This window comes from Thiomonas sp. DCM-2 (genome assembly GCF_056820905.1).
Genome location: NZ_CM165962.1, coordinates 1,001,743 through 1,020,089 on the forward strand (window position 1 = coordinate 1,001,743; position 18,347 = coordinate 1,020,089).

At 62.8% G+C, this 18,347-nt stretch carries 19 protein-coding genes and 1 tRNA gene; 14 read left to right on the forward strand and 6 right to left on the reverse strand.

All coding sequences use genetic code 11. The annotated features are described in order from the left end of the window. Positions 1–6 precede the first annotated feature (6 nt). From AC1ZQA_RS04860 to AC1ZQA_RS04875, 4 genes are all read right to left on the reverse strand, one after another. A complete protein-coding gene (locus tag AC1ZQA_RS04860; RefSeq protein ID WP_482678693.1) occupies positions 7–858 on the reverse strand; it encodes an alpha/beta fold hydrolase in 852 nt (283 codons plus the stop codon). A 6-nt stretch (positions 859–864) separates the two neighbouring features. Next, complete coding sequence (locus tag AC1ZQA_RS04865; RefSeq protein ID WP_482678694.1) at positions 865–1,314, reverse strand: GatB/YqeY domain-containing protein; 450 nt, start codon at positions 1,312–1,314, stop codon at positions 865–867. A gap of 105 nt (positions 1,315–1,419) precedes the next feature. Beyond that, positions 1,420–1,632, reverse strand: coding sequence for a small ribosomal subunit protein bS21 (rpsU, locus tag AC1ZQA_RS04870; RefSeq protein ID WP_482678695.1), 213 nt, complete (start codon positions 1,630–1,632; stop codon positions 1,420–1,422). Positions 1,633–1,777: 145 nt separating this feature from the next. After that, a complete protein-coding gene (locus AC1ZQA_RS04875) occupies positions 1,778–2,995 on the reverse strand; it encodes a BaiN/RdsA family NAD(P)/FAD-dependent oxidoreductase (RefSeq protein WP_482678696.1) in 1,218 nt (405 codons plus the stop codon). Between AC1ZQA_RS04875 and tsaD the strand changes: the two genes are divergently transcribed. Further along, on the forward strand, positions 2,994–4,022 hold the full coding sequence (tsaD, locus tag AC1ZQA_RS04880) for a tRNA (adenosine(37)-N6)-threonylcarbamoyltransferase complex transferase subunit TsaD (RefSeq protein WP_482678697.1): 1,029 nt from the start codon (positions 2,994–2,996) through the stop codon (positions 4,020–4,022). The genes AC1ZQA_RS04875 and tsaD overlap by 2 nt on opposite strands. Here tsaD and AC1ZQA_RS04885 read toward each other — a convergent pair. Continuing rightward, complete coding sequence (locus tag AC1ZQA_RS04885; RefSeq protein WP_482678698.1) at positions 4,019–4,786, reverse strand: metallophosphoesterase; 768 nt, start codon at positions 4,784–4,786, stop codon at positions 4,019–4,021. The two genes, tsaD and AC1ZQA_RS04885, sit on opposite strands and share 4 nt — an antisense overlap. Positions 4,787–4,983: 197 nt before the next feature. Next, positions 4,984–5,514, reverse strand: a complete 531-nt coding sequence (locus AC1ZQA_RS04890; RefSeq protein ID WP_482678699.1) for an Hsp20/alpha crystallin family protein — start codon at positions 5,512–5,514, stop codon at positions 4,984–4,986. Between the two features lie 166 nt (positions 5,515–5,680). Between AC1ZQA_RS04890 and rpsO the strand changes: the two genes are divergently transcribed. From rpsO to nuoG, 13 genes are all read left to right on the forward strand, one after another. After that, entirely contained in the window at positions 5,681–5,950 is a 270-nt protein-coding gene (gene rpsO, locus AC1ZQA_RS04895; protein ID WP_482678700.1) for a 30S ribosomal protein S15, read from the forward strand. A 243-nt stretch (positions 5,951–6,193) separates the two neighbouring features. Beyond that, a complete protein-coding gene (pnp, locus tag AC1ZQA_RS04900) occupies positions 6,194–8,347 on the forward strand; it encodes a polyribonucleotide nucleotidyltransferase (RefSeq protein WP_482678701.1) in 2,154 nt (717 codons plus the stop codon). A 22-nt stretch (positions 8,348–8,369) separates the two neighbouring features. Next, the gene (locus tag AC1ZQA_RS04905; RefSeq protein WP_482678702.1) at positions 8,370–9,350 is read left to right on the forward strand and encodes an NAD(P)H-quinone oxidoreductase; all 981 of its coding nucleotides are present in this window, start codon (positions 8,370–8,372) and stop codon (positions 9,348–9,350) included. 38 nt (positions 9,351–9,388) lie between these two features. Further along, complete coding sequence (tpiA, locus tag AC1ZQA_RS04910) at positions 9,389–10,132, forward strand: triose-phosphate isomerase (RefSeq protein ID WP_482678703.1); 744 nt, start codon at positions 9,389–9,391, stop codon at positions 10,130–10,132. An 82-nt stretch (positions 10,133–10,214) separates the two neighbouring features. Then, the gene (secG, locus tag AC1ZQA_RS04915) at positions 10,215–10,631 is read left to right on the forward strand and encodes a preprotein translocase subunit SecG (RefSeq protein WP_482678704.1); all 417 of its coding nucleotides are present in this window, start codon (positions 10,215–10,217) and stop codon (positions 10,629–10,631) included. Positions 10,632–11,027: 396 nt separating this feature from the next. After that, positions 11,028–11,112 (forward strand) — tRNA-Leu (locus AC1ZQA_RS04920). A 56-nt stretch (positions 11,113–11,168) separates the two neighbouring features. After that, entirely contained in the window at positions 11,169–11,528 is a 360-nt protein-coding gene (locus AC1ZQA_RS04925) for an NADH-quinone oxidoreductase subunit A (protein WP_482678705.1), read from the forward strand. A 106-nt stretch (positions 11,529–11,634) separates the two neighbouring features. Beyond that, positions 11,635–12,111 carry a NuoB/complex I 20 kDa subunit family protein gene (locus tag AC1ZQA_RS04930; protein WP_013106540.1) on the forward strand — a complete coding sequence of 159 codons (477 nt, stop codon included), beginning with the start codon at positions 11,635–11,637 and terminating at the stop codon, positions 12,109–12,111. A 28-nt stretch (positions 12,112–12,139) separates the two neighbouring features. Then, complete coding sequence (locus AC1ZQA_RS04935) at positions 12,140–12,769, forward strand: NADH-quinone oxidoreductase subunit C (protein WP_482678706.1); 630 nt, start codon at positions 12,140–12,142, stop codon at positions 12,767–12,769. 1 nt (position 12,770) lies between these two features. Next, positions 12,771–14,024, forward strand: a complete 1,254-nt coding sequence (locus AC1ZQA_RS04940) for an NADH-quinone oxidoreductase subunit D (protein WP_482679274.1) — start codon at positions 12,771–12,773, stop codon at positions 14,022–14,024. A gap of 38 nt (positions 14,025–14,062) precedes the next feature. Continuing rightward, complete coding sequence (nuoE, locus tag AC1ZQA_RS04945; RefSeq protein ID WP_482679275.1) at positions 14,063–14,575, forward strand: NADH-quinone oxidoreductase subunit NuoE; 513 nt, start codon at positions 14,063–14,065, stop codon at positions 14,573–14,575. Next, positions 14,572–15,900 (forward strand): NADH-quinone oxidoreductase subunit NuoF, encoded by a 1,329-nt coding sequence (gene nuoF, locus AC1ZQA_RS04950; protein ID WP_482678707.1) that lies wholly within the window; start codon positions 14,572–14,574, stop codon positions 15,898–15,900. The genes nuoE and nuoF overlap by 4 nt, the downstream gene beginning before the upstream one ends. Before the next feature lie 38 nt (positions 15,901–15,938). After that, complete coding sequence (nuoG, locus tag AC1ZQA_RS04955; RefSeq protein WP_482678708.1) at positions 15,939–18,347, forward strand: NADH-quinone oxidoreductase subunit NuoG; 2,409 nt, start codon at positions 15,939–15,941, stop codon at positions 18,345–18,347.

Consider the following 18,347-nt stretch of genomic DNA (forward strand, 5'->3'; position numbering starts at 1 on the left):
AGTGCATTATAGGGAGCAGGTTTCGAGACCCGGGTGACAGGCGCTGTCTGCCAGGGCAAACGCGCGTTCGATCAGGCGTGCGGTCTCTTGCGGTGACTCGAATGGAAACAGGTGCGAGCCATCCAGCCACTGCATGCGCCCCTGCACGAGGCGCTGCGTGGTCTGCAGACCTGCCATGCGGATTTCGCGGGACGACCGGCCGCCGATGAAGCTCACCGGCACCGCAAACGGCTTGCGCGCCAGTTTGCCGAGCTGATGGGGCAGCGTCTTGTAGATGCGGTATTCCACCTCGCGCTCGAAGGCCAGGGCGCGTCCGTGCTGTGTCGCGGTGGTGCCGAACCGTGCGTAATCGTGCAGCATGTCCGGATCCCATTGCCGGAATGCCGCCTTGGCCGCGAAATGGCTTTGCACCGTGGCGACATCCGGCCACTGGATCCGGCGCCGCTTGGCTGCTGCCGCGGGAGAAAATCGCTCGCCCAGTCCGGTGCGCTTGGACAGCCAGAGCAGGCGCGCCCGCCAGCCGGCGACAACCGGTGAGTCGAGCAGGATGACCTGCAGTGCCAGTTCCGGGTGGGCATGGGCCGCCATCAGGCTGAGATAGCCGCCGAGCGAGTGCCCTACCAGCACTGCAGGCTCGCCATGGCAATCGTGCTGCAGATAGTCGATCAATTGCTGCGCCAGTGGCTTCCAGCCGTCGCGCACCGGGTAGCGCGCGTCATGGCCGAACAAGGGCACGGCGCGCACCCGAAACGCCGGCTCCAGCGCCAGGAACAGCTTGCGGTATACCGCAGCAGGAAAGCCGTTGGCGTGCGAAAACACCAGCAGCGGTCGCTGCGCGGCGTTGGCAGGCGTGCTCACGCCAGATCAGGCCCCGGCCAGCAAGGCCTTGGCGCGCGCTGCGGCCACACCCATGTCGGCGCGACCGGCGAGTTGCGTCTTGAGTGGCCCCATGAGCTTGCCCAGATCCTGCGGACCGCTTGCACCGATCTGCGCCATCAGGGCGCGGATCTCGGCGTCAATCTCTTCGGCGCTCAGCCGTGCGGGCAGGTAGCGTTCGAGCACGGCGATTTCCGCTGCTTCCTTGTCCACCAGGTCTTGCCGCCCTGCGGGCGCGAACTGGGCGATGGCGTCGCGACGCTGCTTGATCATTTTGTCGATGATGGCCACCACGGCGGCATCGTCGAGCGTGATGCGCTCGTCCACTTCCTTTTGTTTCATCGCCGCCATCAGCAGGCGGATGGTGCCCAGAAGAGGAGCGTCCTTGGCACGCATGGCGGCCTTCATGTCGTCCTGAATGCGGTCTTTGAGGGTCATGGCTTGTCCAATGCAAAAAGCCCGCTGCAGGGGCGGGCTGTTTCAATCAGGCAGAAGTCCGTTGCGGGCACCGAAACAACGGGCACGCACAGGATGGCTCAGATTTCAGTACTTGCGCTCGGGCAGGGTCTGGCTGCGGATGCGCTTGTAGTGGCGCTTGACCGCCGCAGCTTTCTTGCGCTTGCGCTCGGCGGTGGGCTTCTCATAGAACTCGCGGGCGCGCAGCTCGGTCAGCAGGCCGAGTTTTTCAATGGTGCGCTTGAAGCGGCGCAGGGCGACGTCGAAAGGCTCGTTTTCTTTGATGCGGATGGTGGTCATTGATGAACTTCAGTCTTAGGTGGGCAGCCTCGGCTGGCGTTCAAACGCCTGTGAGTTCCAGACGCATTCTTGAGGCTTGCCGCTGCAAAAAGTTTAGCCACAGAATTATATGCACAAAATCAGTGTGCAACAAACGCTTGCGGTGTCAGAGTGCCCTTGCGCAGGCTGCGGCCGAACTCCAGGCCCACTGAAAGTTATAGCCGCCCAGCCAGCCTGTGACGTCAACCACCTCGCCGATGAAGTAGAGCCCGGGAACATCGTGGGCCATCATGGTGGACGAGGACAGCGCCGTTGTGTCAACGCCGCCTGCGGTCACTTCGGCCTTGCGCCAGCCCAGGGTACCGCTGGGGCGCAACTGCCAGTCGTGCCATTGCTGCCACAGCGCACCCAGTGATCTGTCGCTGAGGTCAGCCATGCGGCGGTCCGCGTCAGGGGTTTGCGCCGCCAGGGCTTGCGCCAGCCGCTGCGGCAGGTGCTGGGCGAGCTCACCGGCCAGTGTGCGACGGTTGCCCTGCTTGGCCTTGCGCCAGGCTGCTTCGCTTAAGTCGCCCATCAAGTTGATGTGCAGCGCAGATCCCGGCTGCCAGTAGCTGGAGGCCTGCAGAATGGCGGGGCCGCTGAGTCCGCGGTGGGTGAATAGCAGGTCTTCGCGGAAGCGGGCGCCATCGGCGCGGATGTCGACCTCGAGGGAGACGCCACTGAGATCGGCGAAAGACGCCCACTGTGCCGGATCGAATGCGAGCGGCACCAGCGCCGGTCTTGGCGGCACGATGGGCAGGCCAAACTGCGCGGCGAGCTGGTAGCCCAGCGGGGTGGCGCCAATTTGCGGGATCGACAGCCCTCCGGTCGCCACGACCAGGGCGTTGGCGCTGACCCAGCCTTTTGCCGTGCGCAAACGAAAGCCGGGTGCGGCTGCTTCCACTGTCTCCACGGGGCAAGGCTGCCAATGCGTCACGCCGCCCGCTGCGCACTCGTCCAGCAAGGCGCGGATGAGCAATTCAGCAGAGTCGTCGCAGAACAATTGGCCCTTGTGCTTTTCGTGAAAGCCGATGCGATGTTGATGCAGCAGACCGATGATGTCCTGTGGGGTGTAGCGCGACAGGGCCGATTTGCAGAAATGTGGATTGCCGGACAGAAAATTGTCCGGGCGAGTGTGCAGGTTGGTGAAGTTGCATCGCCCACCGCCAGAGATGCGGATTTTCTCCGCGATCTTCGGCCAATGATCGAGCAGCAGCACACGTCGCCCGCGCTGGCCTGCAAGTGCGGCGCACAGCAGGCCAGCCGCCCCGGCGCCCAGGATGATGGCGTCAAAGCGCTGCGGCGCGCAGCGGTGGGAAGGGCTGGAAGCTAGACTGCCGGGCATGCTGGTTCTTGGAATTGAAACGTCGTGCGATGAAACCGCCGCCGCACTGTACGACACCGAAGCGGGACTGCTCGGCCATGCTCTGCATTCTCAGGTCGACATGCACCAGGCCTATGGCGGCGTCGTGCCCGAGCTGGCCTCGCGCGATCACATCCGCCGCCTTCTGCCGCTGACCGACCTCGCGCTCAGGCAGGCCGGCGTGCACCTGCCGCAGATCGATGCCATTGCATACACCCGCGGCCCGGGTCTCGCCGGGGCGTTGCTTGTCGGCGCCGGTGTGGCCTCGGCTCTGGGCATGGCCTTGGACAAGCCGCTGATCGGCGTGCATCATCTGGAGGGGCATCTGCTGTCTCCGCTGCTGTCGAAGCAACCACCATCCTTTCCTTTCCTGGCTCTGCTGGTCTCTGGCGGCCACACCATGTTGCTTGACGTGCAGGCCTTCGGGCAGTACGCGCTGCTGGGCGAAACGGTGGACGATGCGGCCGGAGAGGCCTTCGACAAATCCGCCAAACTGCTTGGCCTGGGCTATCCCGGCGGACCGGCGCTGGCGCGGCTTGCGGCGTTTGGCAATGCGCTGGCATTCGATCTGCCGCGGCCCAAAATGCATAGTCCCGATCTGGATTTTTCCTTTGCCGGGCTGAAAACCGCCGTGCTGACCAAGGTGCGTGGACTGGGCACCAATCTCTGTGAACAGAGCCGGGCCGATCTGGCCGCCGCTGCGCAGGCGGCCATCACGGATGTGCTGGTCCACAAGACCCTGCGCGCCCAGCAGGTCACAAGGCGTGCCTCTGTGGTCGTTGCAGGGGGGGTGGGCGCCAACCGGCAGCTGCGCGAAAAGCTGTCTTCCGCGCTTGCTGCCAGAGGGGTGCAACTGTTCTTTCCCGAACTGGAATGGTGTACCGACAATGGCGCAATGATTGCCCTGGCGGGAGCGCTGCGCTTGCAGGCGCAGCCTGATGCAGCCCGAAAAGCGGGGCCATTCGATGTGCTGCCGCGATGGGATCTGAAGCAGATCGACGTGGCCTAGATTTCCCAGATCCCTTGCGGCTGAAAGTCGCTGTCCTCGCCCTTGCTCGCCAGACCCCGTGCGTTGCACGCCACGCGCGCCGCGCCGACGCGGTAATCATGTCTGCAGTGGAGATGCCCGTGCAGCCACAAGGTGCTGTGCGCGATCATGTCGTCATACGCGTTGCAGAAGCTCGCCGTCGAGGCGTTCAGGGGATAGCGCGGATCGTTGCTGCGCAGGCTGGGCGCGAAATGGGTGATGACCAGAGTGGCATCGTCCTGCGGCGCGCGGTGCGCCGGATTGGTGAGCTGTTCCCGCAGCCAGTCTCGGCAATGCTGGCCTTCGTCCCGCAGTTCGGCAACGCCCATGGGCTTGCCGTGCCGGGTGGCACATTGCACCTGTTCGGCAAAGTAGCGCGCGGCGCGCATGCTGCGCTCGATGCCCTCGGAGCCGAATAGTTCAAAGTCGTTCCAGAGGGTTGTGCCCAGCACGCGGATGGTGCGGCCTCGATGGGTGATGCGTGTTTGCTCGCATTCGAGCATGGTGAAGCCCAGGCGATCGCAGCGCTCGCGCAGGGCCTCGAGTGTCTGGTCGAAATCCTTGTGATCATGTTCGTGGTTGCCGGCCACGTAGATCACCGGAACTGGCCAGTTTTTGAACAGGTCGATCTGATGATGATTGGCGTCGATGTCGCCTGCCAGAACAAGCAGGTCTGCATCCTCCGCCACCTGAGGTGTGAAATTCTCGGTTTCCAGATGCAGATCGGACAGAAGTTGTATGCGCATGGCGCGGCCAGCAGTGCGTGTGGTGTTGTGTAAACGCACTGTAAACCGGATCAGGCGCAGACTCGCTGCCTCGGGCGCATAAATGTGCCTGATCGTGAACTACTCCTCACCCCAGACGAAGGGCAAATGGCGGATCTCGCTTGCACCAGACGCTTGGATGCTTGGATGCGGCCGCAACGGCCGCATCCAGCAGAGCCTCACTTCACGGCGATCTGCAACGCGGCCGTCTGAACCTTGCGTGGCAGGGTCAGAGACAGCACACCATTTTCCAGCTTGGCTTCGGCTGCAGAGGGATCAAGCTCGGCAGGCAGGTCGAAGGACCGATAGAACTGGCTGGTGCTGCGTTCGCGGTAGATCACCTTGCCGCCCTCGGTTTTCTCGTCCTGGCGCTTCGACTCGGCCGAGATGGTGACCCGCGAGCCTTCGACCTGGATTTTGACGGCGTCTTTCTCAACGCCGGGCAGGTCGGCATGCACCAGATATCCGGTGTCGGTTTCGGTCACATCCATGCTGAGTTTTTTCAAGGATTGGGCTTCGCTATCGCCCGTGGCGAAAAAATCCCGGAAGGCCTGATCAAACAAGCGGCCAAAAACTGGATCAAGGCCGCTGCTGTAGAGAGAAACGCGGTTGGATGGGGTTGTAACGGTATAAGCCATGACAATTCTCCTTGGTTGGTAGGGGTTCGCGCCCCGTTGCGCAAGATATGCTGTCAGTGTGACGGTTTTCAAGATACTCTTGGACGTTCGGCTCAAGCGGCCTGCTGGGCTGGTGGATCGCTGCTGGAATCGGCAAAACTGCCAGGCTGCTCTGGCTTGTGGATACAATGCACTGTTTCACTTTCACGGCGCGGGATGGTTTCTCCTGCGTTCGCGTGTTCTCTCACAGGAAACTGATATGTCTGTAGCTGATCTCAACAAGGCGCAAATCGTCGCCGAAAATGCCCGCGGGGCGGGTGATACCGGGTCCCCGGAAGTGCAGGTTGCGTTGCTGACTGCGCGCATCAACGACTTGACCGGCCACTTCAAAACGCATGCCAAGGACCATCACGGCCGCCGCGGCCTGCTCAAGATGGTGAGTCGTCGTCGCAAGTTGCTGGACTACCTGAAAGACAAGGACGCCGACCGTTATCGCGCCCTGATCGCCAAGCTCAGTCTGCGCAAGTAAGCCGTCGTGTTGCAACAACGCCTGTGAGAGTTTTTCGGCACAGGCGTTTTTTGTATTTGTTTCAAGTGTTTTTTGGTGGCGGTGTGACCCGTGTCATTCCACCGACGTTCCGGCCGATCCGGGCGTCGCTGGAATGGCATCACTCCGCCGGGTGTTTCAACGGATGTGGCTGTGCCGGATGCGGCGTCGAGTGTTCGGCGCTGTGGATGAAGGCCGCGGCTGCATGCTGACAAGGAGTTTGCCATGTTCAACAAAGTCGTCAAAACCTTCCAGTGGGGCCGCCATCAAGTCACGATGGAAACCGGCGAGATCGCGCGCCAGGCCAGTGGTGCCGTGCTGCTCAACATGAACGACACGGTGGTGCTCGCCACTGTGGTGGGCGCGCGCAGCGCCAAGGCGGGGCAGGATTTTTTCCCGCTGACCGTGGATTACATCGAGAAGACCTATGCAGCAGGTCGCATTCCTGGCGGCTTTTTCAAGCGGGAAGGGCGTCCCAGCGAAAACGAGACGCTGACCTCGCGTCTGATCGATCGCCCCATCCGTCCGCTGTTTCCGGAAGGTTTTTTCAACGAAGTCCAGGTGGTCGTGCATGTGCTGTCGATCAACCCGGAAGTCGATGCCGACATTCCCGCGTTGCTCGCGTCCAGCGCGGCGCTGGCCGTCTCCGGCCTGCCGTTCAATGGCCCGGTAGGCGCTGCCCGCGTGGGTTATGTCAACGGCGAGTATGTGCTCAACCCCAGCCGCGCCGAGCTGGCCAACAGCCGCCTGGAATTGGTGGTCGCCGGAACCGAATCGGCGGTGCTGATGGTCGAGAGCGAGGCCGATCAGCTGTCCGAAGAGGTGATGCTCGAGGCCGTGATGTTCGGTCATGCCCAGTTCCAGACCGCGATCAATGTCATCCATGAGCTGGTGCGTGAAGGTGGCAAGCCCGCATGGGACTGGACCGCGCCCGAAAAGGATCAAGCGCTGATCGACCGGATCCAGGCGCTGGCGGGTGAGCAAATGCGTGCGGCGTACAAGATCACGCAAAAGCAGGCCCGTACACAGGCGCTGCGCGAAATGGCTGCCGCCGTGCACGCTGGGCTGGCCGCAGCTGGCGTGGACGCAGACGGCGCCAAGGTCGACGGCATCCTGTTCGACATGGAAGCGCGCATCGTGCGCGACCAGATTCTCGCGGGCGAGCCGCGCATCGACGGCCGCGATACCCGGACCGTGCGTCCCATCAGCATTCGCACCTCGGTGCTGCCGCGTACCCACGGCAGCGCCCTGTTCACCCGTGGCGAAACCCAGGCGCTGGCCGTGGCCACACTGGGCACCGACCAGGACGCTCAGATCATCGACGCCCTCGGCGGCGAATATCGTGACCGCTTCCTGCTGCACTACAACATGCCGCCGTTCGCCACTGGTGAGACGGGCCGTGTGGGCTCGCCCAAGCGCCGCGAAATCGGGCATGGTCGCCTGGCCAAGCGCGCGCTGCTCGCGGTGCTGCCGAAGAAAGAAGATTTCGCCTACACCATGCGCGTGGTGTCCGAAGTCACCGAATCCAACGGCTCGTCGTCCATGGCTTCGGTCTGCGGTGGCTGCCTGGCGTTGCTCGATGCCGGTGTGCCGTTGAAGGCGCATGTGGCTGGTATCGCCATGGGTCTGATCAAGGAAGGCAACCGTTTTGCCGTACTGACAGACATCCTGGGTGACGAGGATCACCTCGGCGACATGGATTTCAAGGTGGCGGGTTCGGCCACCGGCGTGACTGCGCTGCAGATGGACATCAAGATTCAGGGCATCACCCGCGAGATCATGCAGGTGGCGCTGGCGCAGGCGCGCGAAGCCCGCATGCACATCCTGGGCATCATGCAGCAGGCAGTTGGCGGTGCGCGTGACGAGGTGTCGCAGTTCGCGCCACGTCTGTATACCCTGAAGATCAACCCCGAGCGCATCCGCGACGTCATCGGCAAGGGCGGGGCGACCATCCGCGCGCTCACGGAAGAGACTGGCACGCAGATCAACATTGCCGAGGACGGCACCATCACCATCGCCTCCACCGACGCCGACAAGGCAGCGATTGCCAGACAGCGCATCGTCGACCTCACCGCCGAGGTGGAAGTGGGGCAGGTGTATGACGGCGCCGTGGTCAAGATTCTCGACTTCGGCGCGCTGGTCAACGTATTGCCCGGCAAGGACGGTCTGCTGCACATCTCGCAGATTGCCAACGAGCGCATCAACAAGGTGAGCGACTATCTGCAGGAAGGTCAGAAAGTCCGCGTCAAGGTCATCGAGACCGATGACAAGGGCCGCTTCCGCCTGTCGATCAAGGCGCTGCTGGGGGACGCAACCGATACAGCGGCTGCGGCTGTGGCGCCTGCCGCTGCGGATGCCGACCTCGAACCGGGCACCTGACCTCCAGCTCGCAATTCCACGCATGCGCGCCATTGAAATTTCCCAGCCCGGAGGACCGGAAGCTCTGCGCCTGTGCGAGCGGCCCCTGCCGCAAGCGGGCGCTGGCGAGGTGCTGTTGCGGGTGCGGGCGTTCGGCGTCAACCGACCCGATGCGTTGCAGCGTCGCGGCCTTTACCCGCCACCAGCGGGCGCGCCGGACATCCCCGGTCTGGAAGTGTGCGGGGAGATCGTGTCCGGCGATCTGGACGGCACCGACTTTCGGGTGGGCGATCTGGTGTGCGCGCTGCTTGCGGGCGGTGGTTATGCCGAATACTGCGTGGCGCCGACGGGGCAGTGTCTTCCGCTGCCTGCTGGCCTGAGCCCGGAACAGGGGGCGGCATTGCCCGAGACCCTGTTCACCGTTTGGCACAATGTGTTCGAGCGGGGTCAGTTGCAGGCTGGGCAGACGCTGCTCGTGCAGGGTGGGAGCAGCGGCATCGGCACCGCTGCCATTCAAATGGCGGTTGCCGCAGGCGCGCGCGTGGTTGCAACTGCAGGGTCCGATGAAAAATGCGCCGCCTGCTCGCATCTCGGTGCGGCACTGGCCATCAACTACCGTACCCAGGATTTTGTCGAGGCTGTCCAGACCTACACGGCACAGCGCGGCGTGGATGTGGTGCTCGACATGGTGGCCGGCAGTTATATCGCCCGCGAGCAGCGCTGCCTGGCCGAGGACGGGCGTCTGGTGGTCATCGCCGTCCAGGGGGGCACGCAGGCCGAGATCGACGCTGGGCTGTTGATGCGCAAGCGCCAGACGCTCACCGGTTCCACCTTGCGCAATCGCAGCGTGGCGTTCAAGAGCGCAATTGCCCGGTCCTTGCGCGAAACGGTCTGGCCCTGGATCGAACAGGGCAAGGTGCGGCCCGTCATGGACACGATCTTTGCTGCTGAACAGATCGTGCAGGCCCATCAGCGCATGGAACAGGGTCAGCACATCGGCAAGCTGGTTCTGCGCTGGGCTTGACCGGCTGCACACACGACAACATCACATTGGAGCAAGATATGCGTCAGCAATTCGTCGCCGGAAACTGGAAGATGCACGGCAGCCTGGCGAGCAACGCCGCCCTGCTGGGCGAAGTCCTCACCGGAGTCGCCACAGCGCGCTGTGAAGTGGCGGTCTGCGTGCCGTATCCCTATCTGTCTCAGGTGCAGCAACTGCTGCAGGCCAGCCAGGTTGCGCTGGGCGCACAGGACTGTTCCATGCATGCCAGCGGTGCGCATACTGGAGAAGTTGCAGTCAGCATGCTGCAGGAGTTCGGCTGCCGTTATGTCATTGTCGGCCATTCCGAACGCCGGGCCGATCATCATGAATCCGATGTGGTGGTCGCCGCCAAGGCGGAGCGCGTTCTTGAGGCGGGCATGACGCCCATCGTCTGTGTCGGAGAAACGCTGCAGCAGCGTGAAGCGGGTGAAACCTCCGCTGTGGTGCTGCGCCAGTTGCAGGCGGTGACGCATCTGCTCGGCGCGCAGACGCAGCGCATCGTCGTCGCCTACGAGCCGGTCTGGGCGATCGGTACCGGGCGCACCGCCAGTCCTGAGCAGGCGCAGGAGGTGCATGCCGTGCTGCGGGCGCATCTGCGCACTGTCGGTGGTTCCGCGGGCGATGTGCGCATTCTGTACGGCGGCAGTGTCAAGCCGGACAATGCACAGGTGCTGTTTGCCCAGCCGGACATTGATGGCGGGCTCATCGGCGGGGCGTCGTTGAAGGCGTCCGATTTTCTGGCCATTGTTGCGGCGGCACGCTGAGGCGGAGCCGTCGGTTCAGTGGCGACGCTTGTTTTTCATGTGGTGATGTTGTGAAGCGCGCCAAGCGCGATTGAGTGCACAAATGCAAATTCTGATGACCTTGACCCTGGTGGTGCAGATCCTGTCTGCGCTGGTGATGATTGTTCTGGTGTTGATGCAGCACGGCAAAGGTGCCGACATGGGGGCGTCTTTTGGTTCCGGCGCCTCGGGCAGTCTGTTCGGCGCCACCGGGTCGGCCAATTTCCTGAGCCGCAGCACGGCAGTTGCGGCTACGCTGTTTTTCGTGACCACGCTGATGATGGCGTATTTTGGCAATCGTGCGAACTCTGGCGACGGTGGCCTGATGGAAAAGCTGGCCGCGCCAGCGCCGGTGGCGTCCGTGGTCTCGCCTGCAAAGCCCAGTGGTCCGATCAGCCAGGTTCCATCCGTTCCCGGGGCAATCGGTGCGGCGCCCCAGGCCGCGTCCACACCGAAGCCGAGTGCTTCCACAACCAAGTAAATTCCGCTTGATATGCGTCAAGCATCGTGATGGATTGTGCGTTGCAGCAAACACAAGCCCTGCGACTTGTCAATCCATGGTGAATTGAGGCATTGCGCCAGCGCAATATCCCATTGTTCTGTGTTGCTTCGCTGCATTGGAAGCATGTAAGATTCTTCTGTTTTGCAAATCCAGTAACAAACATGCGCGGTGCATGTGATTTCGCCCGGTGCGAAGGCGCTTGCCGCGTAGCAGCCTGACAGTTGGCGGCATGTTGGCGTTGCGGCAGACGCCGCATGGTCACCGCCCGGAGATCGTCCTGCAGATCGACGCTGACTGTTCATATGCAATTTGTTGCGCTGGGCTGCCTTCGCCGTGCGGTTTCAGCGGTGGTGTTCGGGCAGTATCCGGTTTTGAGCCGACGTGGTGGAATTGGTAGACACGCTATCTTGAGGGGGTAGTGGCGAAAGCTGTGCGAGTTCGAGTCTCGCCGTCGGCACCAAAAGATTGAAGGGCAGGGTCACAATCCGCCCAGATAACAACAGGAGATGGAGTGCGATGAATCTTGAGCAATATCTGCCGGTGTTGTTGTTCATCCTGGTGGGCATTGGCGTTGGCGTCGTGCCGCAGTTGCTCGGTTACTTCATCGCTCCGCGTCGCCCCGACGCCGAGAAAAACTCCCCCTACGAATGTGGCTTCGAAGCCTTCGAAGACGCGCGGATGAAGTTCGACGTACGGTATTACCTCGTCGCCATCCTGTTCATCCTGTTCGACCTCGAAATCGCGTTCCTTTTTCCCTGGGCCGTCGCCCTGAAGGACATCGGCCAGATCGGGTTCTGGGCGATGATGATCTTTCTGGCCATCCTCACGATCGGCTTCATCTATGAGTGGAAAAAAGGGGCGCTCGATTGGGAGTGATGTCGGCAGTGAAATCGGGATTGAGCGGGTGCGAGCCCGCATGCGCCCGGTGGCATCGAGCCCCTGCATTGCGACACCGGTCTGAACTATTGGTCAGGAGTGGATCATGAGCATTGAAGGTGTTTTGCAGGAAGGTTTCATCACCACCTCTGCGGACAAGCTGATCAACTGGACGCGGACAGGTTCGCTCTGGCCCATGACCTTCGGCTTGGCATGCTGCGCGGTGGAAATGATGCATGCAGGTGCTGCGCGCTACGACCTCGACCGCTTCGGTATCGTCTTCCGGCCGAGCCCGCGGCAGTCCGACCTGATGATCGTGGCCGGCACGCTGTGCAACAAAATGGCGCCGGCGCTGCGCAAGGTCTACGACCAGATGGCCGAGCCGCGCTGGGTGCTGTCGATGGGTTCTTGCGCCAACGGCGGCGGCTACTACCACTACTCCTATTCGGTTGTGCGCGGTTGTGATCGCATCGTGCCCGTCGATGTCTACGTGCCGGGCTGCCCGCCAACGGCAGAGGCGCTGCTGTACGGCTTGATTCAGTTGCAGAACAAAATCCGCCGCACGGAAACCATTGCGCGTTGAGCTCCCGCTTTCACCTCCATCAGACGCCATGACCAGCAAGCTCGAACAACTTGAAACCACGCTGCGCGCCACGCTGGGTGAGCGCATCGTGGACTTGAACGCCAACGTCGGTGAGCTCACCCTGGACGTTGCGCCAGCGCACTATCTCGACGTCTGCCTTGCTCTTCGCGACTCTGCAGACCTGCATTTCGAGCAACTGATCGACCTCTGCGGCGTGGACTATGCGCAGTACGGCAACAGCCCGCGTGATGAAGAGGGGCGCTTCATGGTGGTGTTGCATCTGCTCTCGCTGCGGCACAACTGGCGTCTGCGCGTCCGGGTGCGTTGCCCGCAGGATGATCTGCCGCTGATCGCATCGGTCAACGACATCTGGAATGCAGCCAACTGGTTCGAGCGCGAAGCCTTCGATCTGTACGGCATCATTTTTGAGGGACACCCCGACCTGCGCCGCATCCTCACCGATTACGGCTTCATCGGGCATCCGTTCCGCAAGGATTTTCCGCTCTCGGGCACCGTCGAAATGCGTTACGACCCGGACAGCAAGCGGGTGATCTACCAACCCGTCACCATTGAGCCGCGCGAAATCACGCCGCGCATCGTCCGTGAGCCCGGGTACGGCGGGCTCGGTGTTGGCCTTCGTGGCGGGTTGGGGCATTGATATGGCGGACATCAAGAATTACACCCTGAACTTCGGGCCGCAGCATCCGGCGGCCCACGGCGTGCTGCGCCTGGTGCTCGAACTCGACGGCGAGGTGGTGCAGCGTGCCGACCCGCACATCGGGCTGCTGCACCGGGCCACCGAGAAGCTGGCGGAGCACAAGACCTACATTCAGGCGCTGCCGTACATGGACCGGCTCGACTATGTGTCCATGATGTGCAACGAGCATGCCTATTGCCTGGCAATTGAAAAGCTGCTCGGCGTTGAGGTGCCGATCCGCGCGCAGTACATCCGCGTGATGTTTGCCGAGATCACCCGCCTGCTCAATCACCTCATGTGGCTCGGGGCGCATGGCCTGGATTGTGGCGCGATGACCATCTTCCTCTACGCCTTTCGCGAGCGCGAGGATCTGTTCGACATGTACGAGGCCGTGTCCGGCGCGCGCATGCATGCGGCCTATTTCCGTCCTGGTGGTGTGTACCGCGATCTGCCCGACAGCATGGCGCAGTATGGGGAATCGAAAATCCGAAACGCCCGTGCCGTCGAGGCACGCAACGCGGGGCGCCAGGGTTCGCTGCTCGATTTCATTGACGACTTCACCCAGCGGTTCCCGGCCTATGTCGATGAATATGAAACGCTGCTGACCGACAACCGTATCTGGAAGCAGCGCACCGTGGGCATCGGCGTGATTTCGCCGGAGCGTGCCCTGAATCTGGGCATGACCGGCCCGATGCTGCGCGGCTCGGGCGTGGAGTGGGATCTGCGCAAGACCCAACCTTACGACGTCTATGACCGTCTGGATTTCGATATCCCAGTGGGCAAGAACGGCGACTGCTATGACCGTTATCTGGTGCGCATGGAAGAGATGCGCCAGTCCAACCGCATCATCAAGCAGTGCGTGGACTGGCTGCGTGCCAACCCTGGCCCGGTGATCACAGACAACCACAAGGTGGCCGCTCCCGCACGCGAAGAAATGAAGACCAGCATGGAAGCGCTGATCCATCACTTCAAGCTGTTCAGCGAAGGCATGCGGGTGCCGGAGGGGCAGGCGTACGCAGCGGTTGAGCACCCGAAAGGCGAATTCGGCATCTACCTGGTGTCCGACGGGGCGAACAAACCCTATCGACTCAAGATCCGTGCTCCGGGATTTGCCCACCTTGCCGCGCTCGACGAAATGTCGCGCGGCCACATGATTGCTGACGTCGTTGCCATCATCGGTACTCTCGACATCGTTTTCGGTGAGATCGATCGCTGATGGACCGCTCCCCTCTCTCGCACGAAATGCAACGCATGATGTTGTCCGAACCCACGCGCCAGCGCATCGACCAGGAAGTTGCCAAGTATCCCGCCGAGCAGAAGCAGTCTGCGGTGATTGCCGCGCTGTCCATCGTGCAGCAGGAGCAGGGCTGGGTCTCGCCCGAGGCCGAGAAGGCCGTGGCCGAGTATCTGGGCATGCCGCCCATCGCCGTGCATGAGGTGGTGACCTTCTACAACATGTTCAACACCCGGCCGGTCGGGCAATTCAAGCTCAACGTCTGCACCAATCTGCCCTGTGCCCTGAGCGGCGGCAACTCGGCGGCGCAGTATCTCAGCGAAAAGCTGGGCGTCGCGCTGGGCGAAACCACTGCGGACGGTGTGTTCACGCTGCAGGAATCGGAATGCCTGGGGGCTTGTGGTGATGCGCCGGCCATGCTGGTCAATGACCGCAGGCTGTGCAGCTTCATGCGCCCCGAGCGCCTCGATGCGCTGATCGACGAACTGCGCGCAGAGGCGGCTGCGCGGGGCACTGATGGGGAGTCCAAATGAGTCATCCTTTCGGTCGAAGCACAGGACAGGAAACCTGCTTCCACGGACGTCACATTCAGCCGCAGATTCTTGCCGATCTGAACGGCGACAACTGGAATCTCGAGGGCTATCTGGCGCGCGATGGCTACAAGGCGCTTCGCAAGATCCTCACCGAAGGCTGGACGCCGGAGCAGGTCATCGCCGAGGTCAAGGCCTCGGCCCTGCGGGGTCGCGGAGGCGCCGGTTTCCCGACCGGGTTGAAGTGGAGCTTCATGCCGCGCCAGTTCCCGGGACAGAAATATCTGGTGTGCAACTCCGACGAAGGCGAGCCGGGTACTTTCAAGGACCGCGACATCCTGCGGTTCAACCCGCATGCCGTGATCGAGGGCATGGCGATCGCCGCGTTCGCCATGGGCATCACCGTGGGCTACAACTACATCCACGGCGAAATTTTTGAAGACTACGAGCGCTTCGAGGAAGCGCTGCGTCAGGCGCGGGCTGCCGGCTATCTGGGCGACAACATCCTGGGCAGCAGTTTCAGCTTCCAGTTGCATGCGTCGCACGGATTCGGTGCCTACATCTGCGGCGAAGAAACCGCGCTGCTCGAATCACTCGAAGGCAAGAAGGGTCAGCCGCGGTTCAAGCCGCCCTTTCCGGCAAGTTTCGGCCTGTATGGCAAGCCGACCACGATCAACAACACCGAAACCTTCGCGGCAGTGCCCTGGATCATCCGCAACGGCGGCCAGGCCTATCTGGAAGTCGGCAAGCCGAACAACGGCGGCACCAAGATCTACTCGGTCTCGGGCGACGTGGCCAGGCCCGGCAACTACGAAGTGCCGATGGGCACGCCGTTTTCCACACTGCTCGACCTTGCGGGTGGCATGCGCGAGGGGCGGCAACTCAAGGCCGTGATTCCCGGCGGTTCGTCGGCGCCCGTGCTCCCCGCCAGCATCATCATGGACTGCACCATGGACTACGACTCCATCGCCAAGGCCGGTTCCATGCTGGGCTCGGGCGCGGTCATCGTGCTCAACGACACGCGCTGCATGGTCAAGTCGCTGATGCGCCTGTCCTATTTCTATCAACATGAATCGTGCGGTCAGTGCACACCCTGCCGCGAAGGCACGGGCTGGCTGTACCGTGTGGTGCACCGCATCGAGAATGGCCGGGGGCGCATGGAAGACCTGGACCTGCTGAACTCCGTGTCCGACAACATCGCCGGGCGCACCATTTGCGCATTGGGAGATGCTGCGGCCATGCCGGTGAAGTCCTTCGTCAAGCATTTCCGCAACGAATTCGAGCATCACGTCACCCACAAGACCTGCCTCGTTCCGGCCTATGTCTGAACCGCTCTTTGTCCCGATTCTGCACAGGACGCCCCATCATGGTTGAACTCGAAATCGACGGTCAAAAAGTCCAGGTGCCCGAAGGCGCGATGGTCATGGACGCGGCCACGCAGCTCGGCATCTATGTGCCGCACTTCTGCTATCACCACAAACTGACCATTGCAGCCAATTGCCGCATGTGTCTGGTGGATGTGGAAAAAGCGCCCAAGCCGCTGCCTGCCTGCGCCACGCCGGCTGCGCAGGGCATGGTGGTGCGCACCCATTCCGAGCGCGCATTGCAGGCGCAAAAGGGCGTGATGGAGTTCCTGCTCATCAACCATCCACTCGACTGCCCGATCTGCGATCAGGGCGGGGAGTGCCAGTTGCAGGATCTGGCCGTGGGCTATGGCGGCTCGGCCTCGCGGTATACCGAGGAAAAGCGCGTCATCTTCCACAAAGACGTGGGCCCGCTGATTGCGATGGAGGAGATGAGCCGCTGCATTCAGTGCACCCGCTGCGTACGTTTCGGGCAGGAAATTGCCGGCATCATGGAACTCGGCATGGCCAATCGAGGCGAGCATTCCGAGATCATGACCTTCGTCGGCAGCACGGTCGATTCCGAGTTGTCCGGCAACATGATCGATATCTGTCCGGTCGGCGCACTCACCAGCAAGCCGTTCCGCTACAGCGCGCGGACCTGGGAGCTGTCGCGCCGTGCGTCCATCAGCCCGCATGACAGCATCGGCGCCAACCTCATCGTGCAGGTCAAGGGCGACCGCGTGATGCGTGTGGTCCCGCAAGACAACGAGGCCGTCAATGAGTGCTGGCTGTCCGATCGCGACCGCTTCGCCTACGAAGGGCTCAACAGCCCCGAGCGACTCACCTCGCCGCAGATCCGTGAGAACGGGCAGTGGAAATCGGTGGACTGGCAGACGGCGCTCGACTTCACGGTACAAGGGCTGAGACGTGCCCTGGGCGCAGGTGGCGGCGACAACGGTCTGGCTGCGCTGGCCGCACCGAGCAGCACAGTGGAAGAGCTGTACCTGCTGAAAAAGCTGATCACCGGGATGGGCAGCAACAGCCTGGACACCCGCCTGCGCCAAAGCGACTTTTCCGCCGACGGACAGGATGCTGGAATTCCCTGGCTGGGCATGTCGATTGCCGATGTCGGCCAGCTGCAAGCTGCCCTGTTCATTGGCAGCACCCTGCGCAAGGAGCAGCCTTTGCTGTCAACCCGGCTGCGGCATGCGGCCAAGGCGGGCGCGAAAGTCTCCACGCTCCACGCCGCAAACGACGACTGGCTCATGCCCATGCATGCGCGCATTGCGACAGCGCCCAGCCAGTGGCTGGAGCAACTCGGCGGCATTGCCGTGGCGGTGGCCCAGGCCAAGGGCATTGCCCTGCCCGCCGCCTTGCAGTCCTTGCCCGAGCCCAGTGCACAGGCCCGATCCATCGCGTCCAGTCTGCTGGGTGTCGAGCGCAAGGCCATCTTTCTCGGCAACGCGGCGGTTCAGCATCCTCAGGCAGCGGCGTTGCGCGCGCTGGCGCAATGGATTGCCCGCGAAACCGGTGCGGTGTGCGGCGACCTGACGGAGGCGGGCAACACCGTTGGCGCCGCGCTGCTGGGCGTGTCCCCTCTGGCGCCTGAGTGCAATGCAGCACGCATCGTGGCGCAGCCGCCACGCGCCATGTTCTTGTTCGATGTCGAGCCGGAAGAGGACAGCGCCGATCCGGTGGCGCTGGCCAAGGCGCTGGAGCAGGTCGAGTTCATCGTGTCGTTCAGCCCTTACGTCAACGCGGCAGAGGGCCATGCCGATGTCATGCTGCCGATCGCGCCCTACACCGAAACCGCAGGTAGCCTGATCAATGCGGAAGGGCGGCTGCAGCACTTCAATCCCGTGGTTCAGCCCTTGGGCGAAACACGCCCTGGCTGGAAGGTGCTGCGTGTGCTCGGCAATCTCCTCGACCTCAACGGATTCGAGTTTCAGAGCGCCGCTGAAGTGCGCGCCGAGGCACTCGGCACCTTGAACGAGGCTGGGCAGATTGCAGCGAGGCTGGCACAGCAAAAGGAACTGCCGCTGCCGCAAGGGCTGGCTGCAGCCGCCGAGCAGGCAGTCGAACGCTGTGCGCCTGTGCCCATCTATTCCAGTGACGCCATTGTGCGACGTGCTCCCAGTCTGCAGCGCACGCGCGATGCCCGTGACGCCCGCATGGTGGGTGTGTCGGCGGCGCTGTGGCAACAGCTTGGCCTGCAGGACGGGGACGCGGTACGCGTGAGCGCCAGCGGAAACGCCGCGGTGTTGCCCGCGCGCCGAGATGACACGCTTGCCCACAATGTGGTGCGCATCGCCGCAGCCTGGGCCGAGGCCGCTGCACTGGGTGCGATGTTTGGCGCCGTGCAGATCGAGCGCGTGACGCCTTCCGCCACCTCGCAAGCCGCAGCTGTGCGTGCTGTTGAAAAGGTCTGA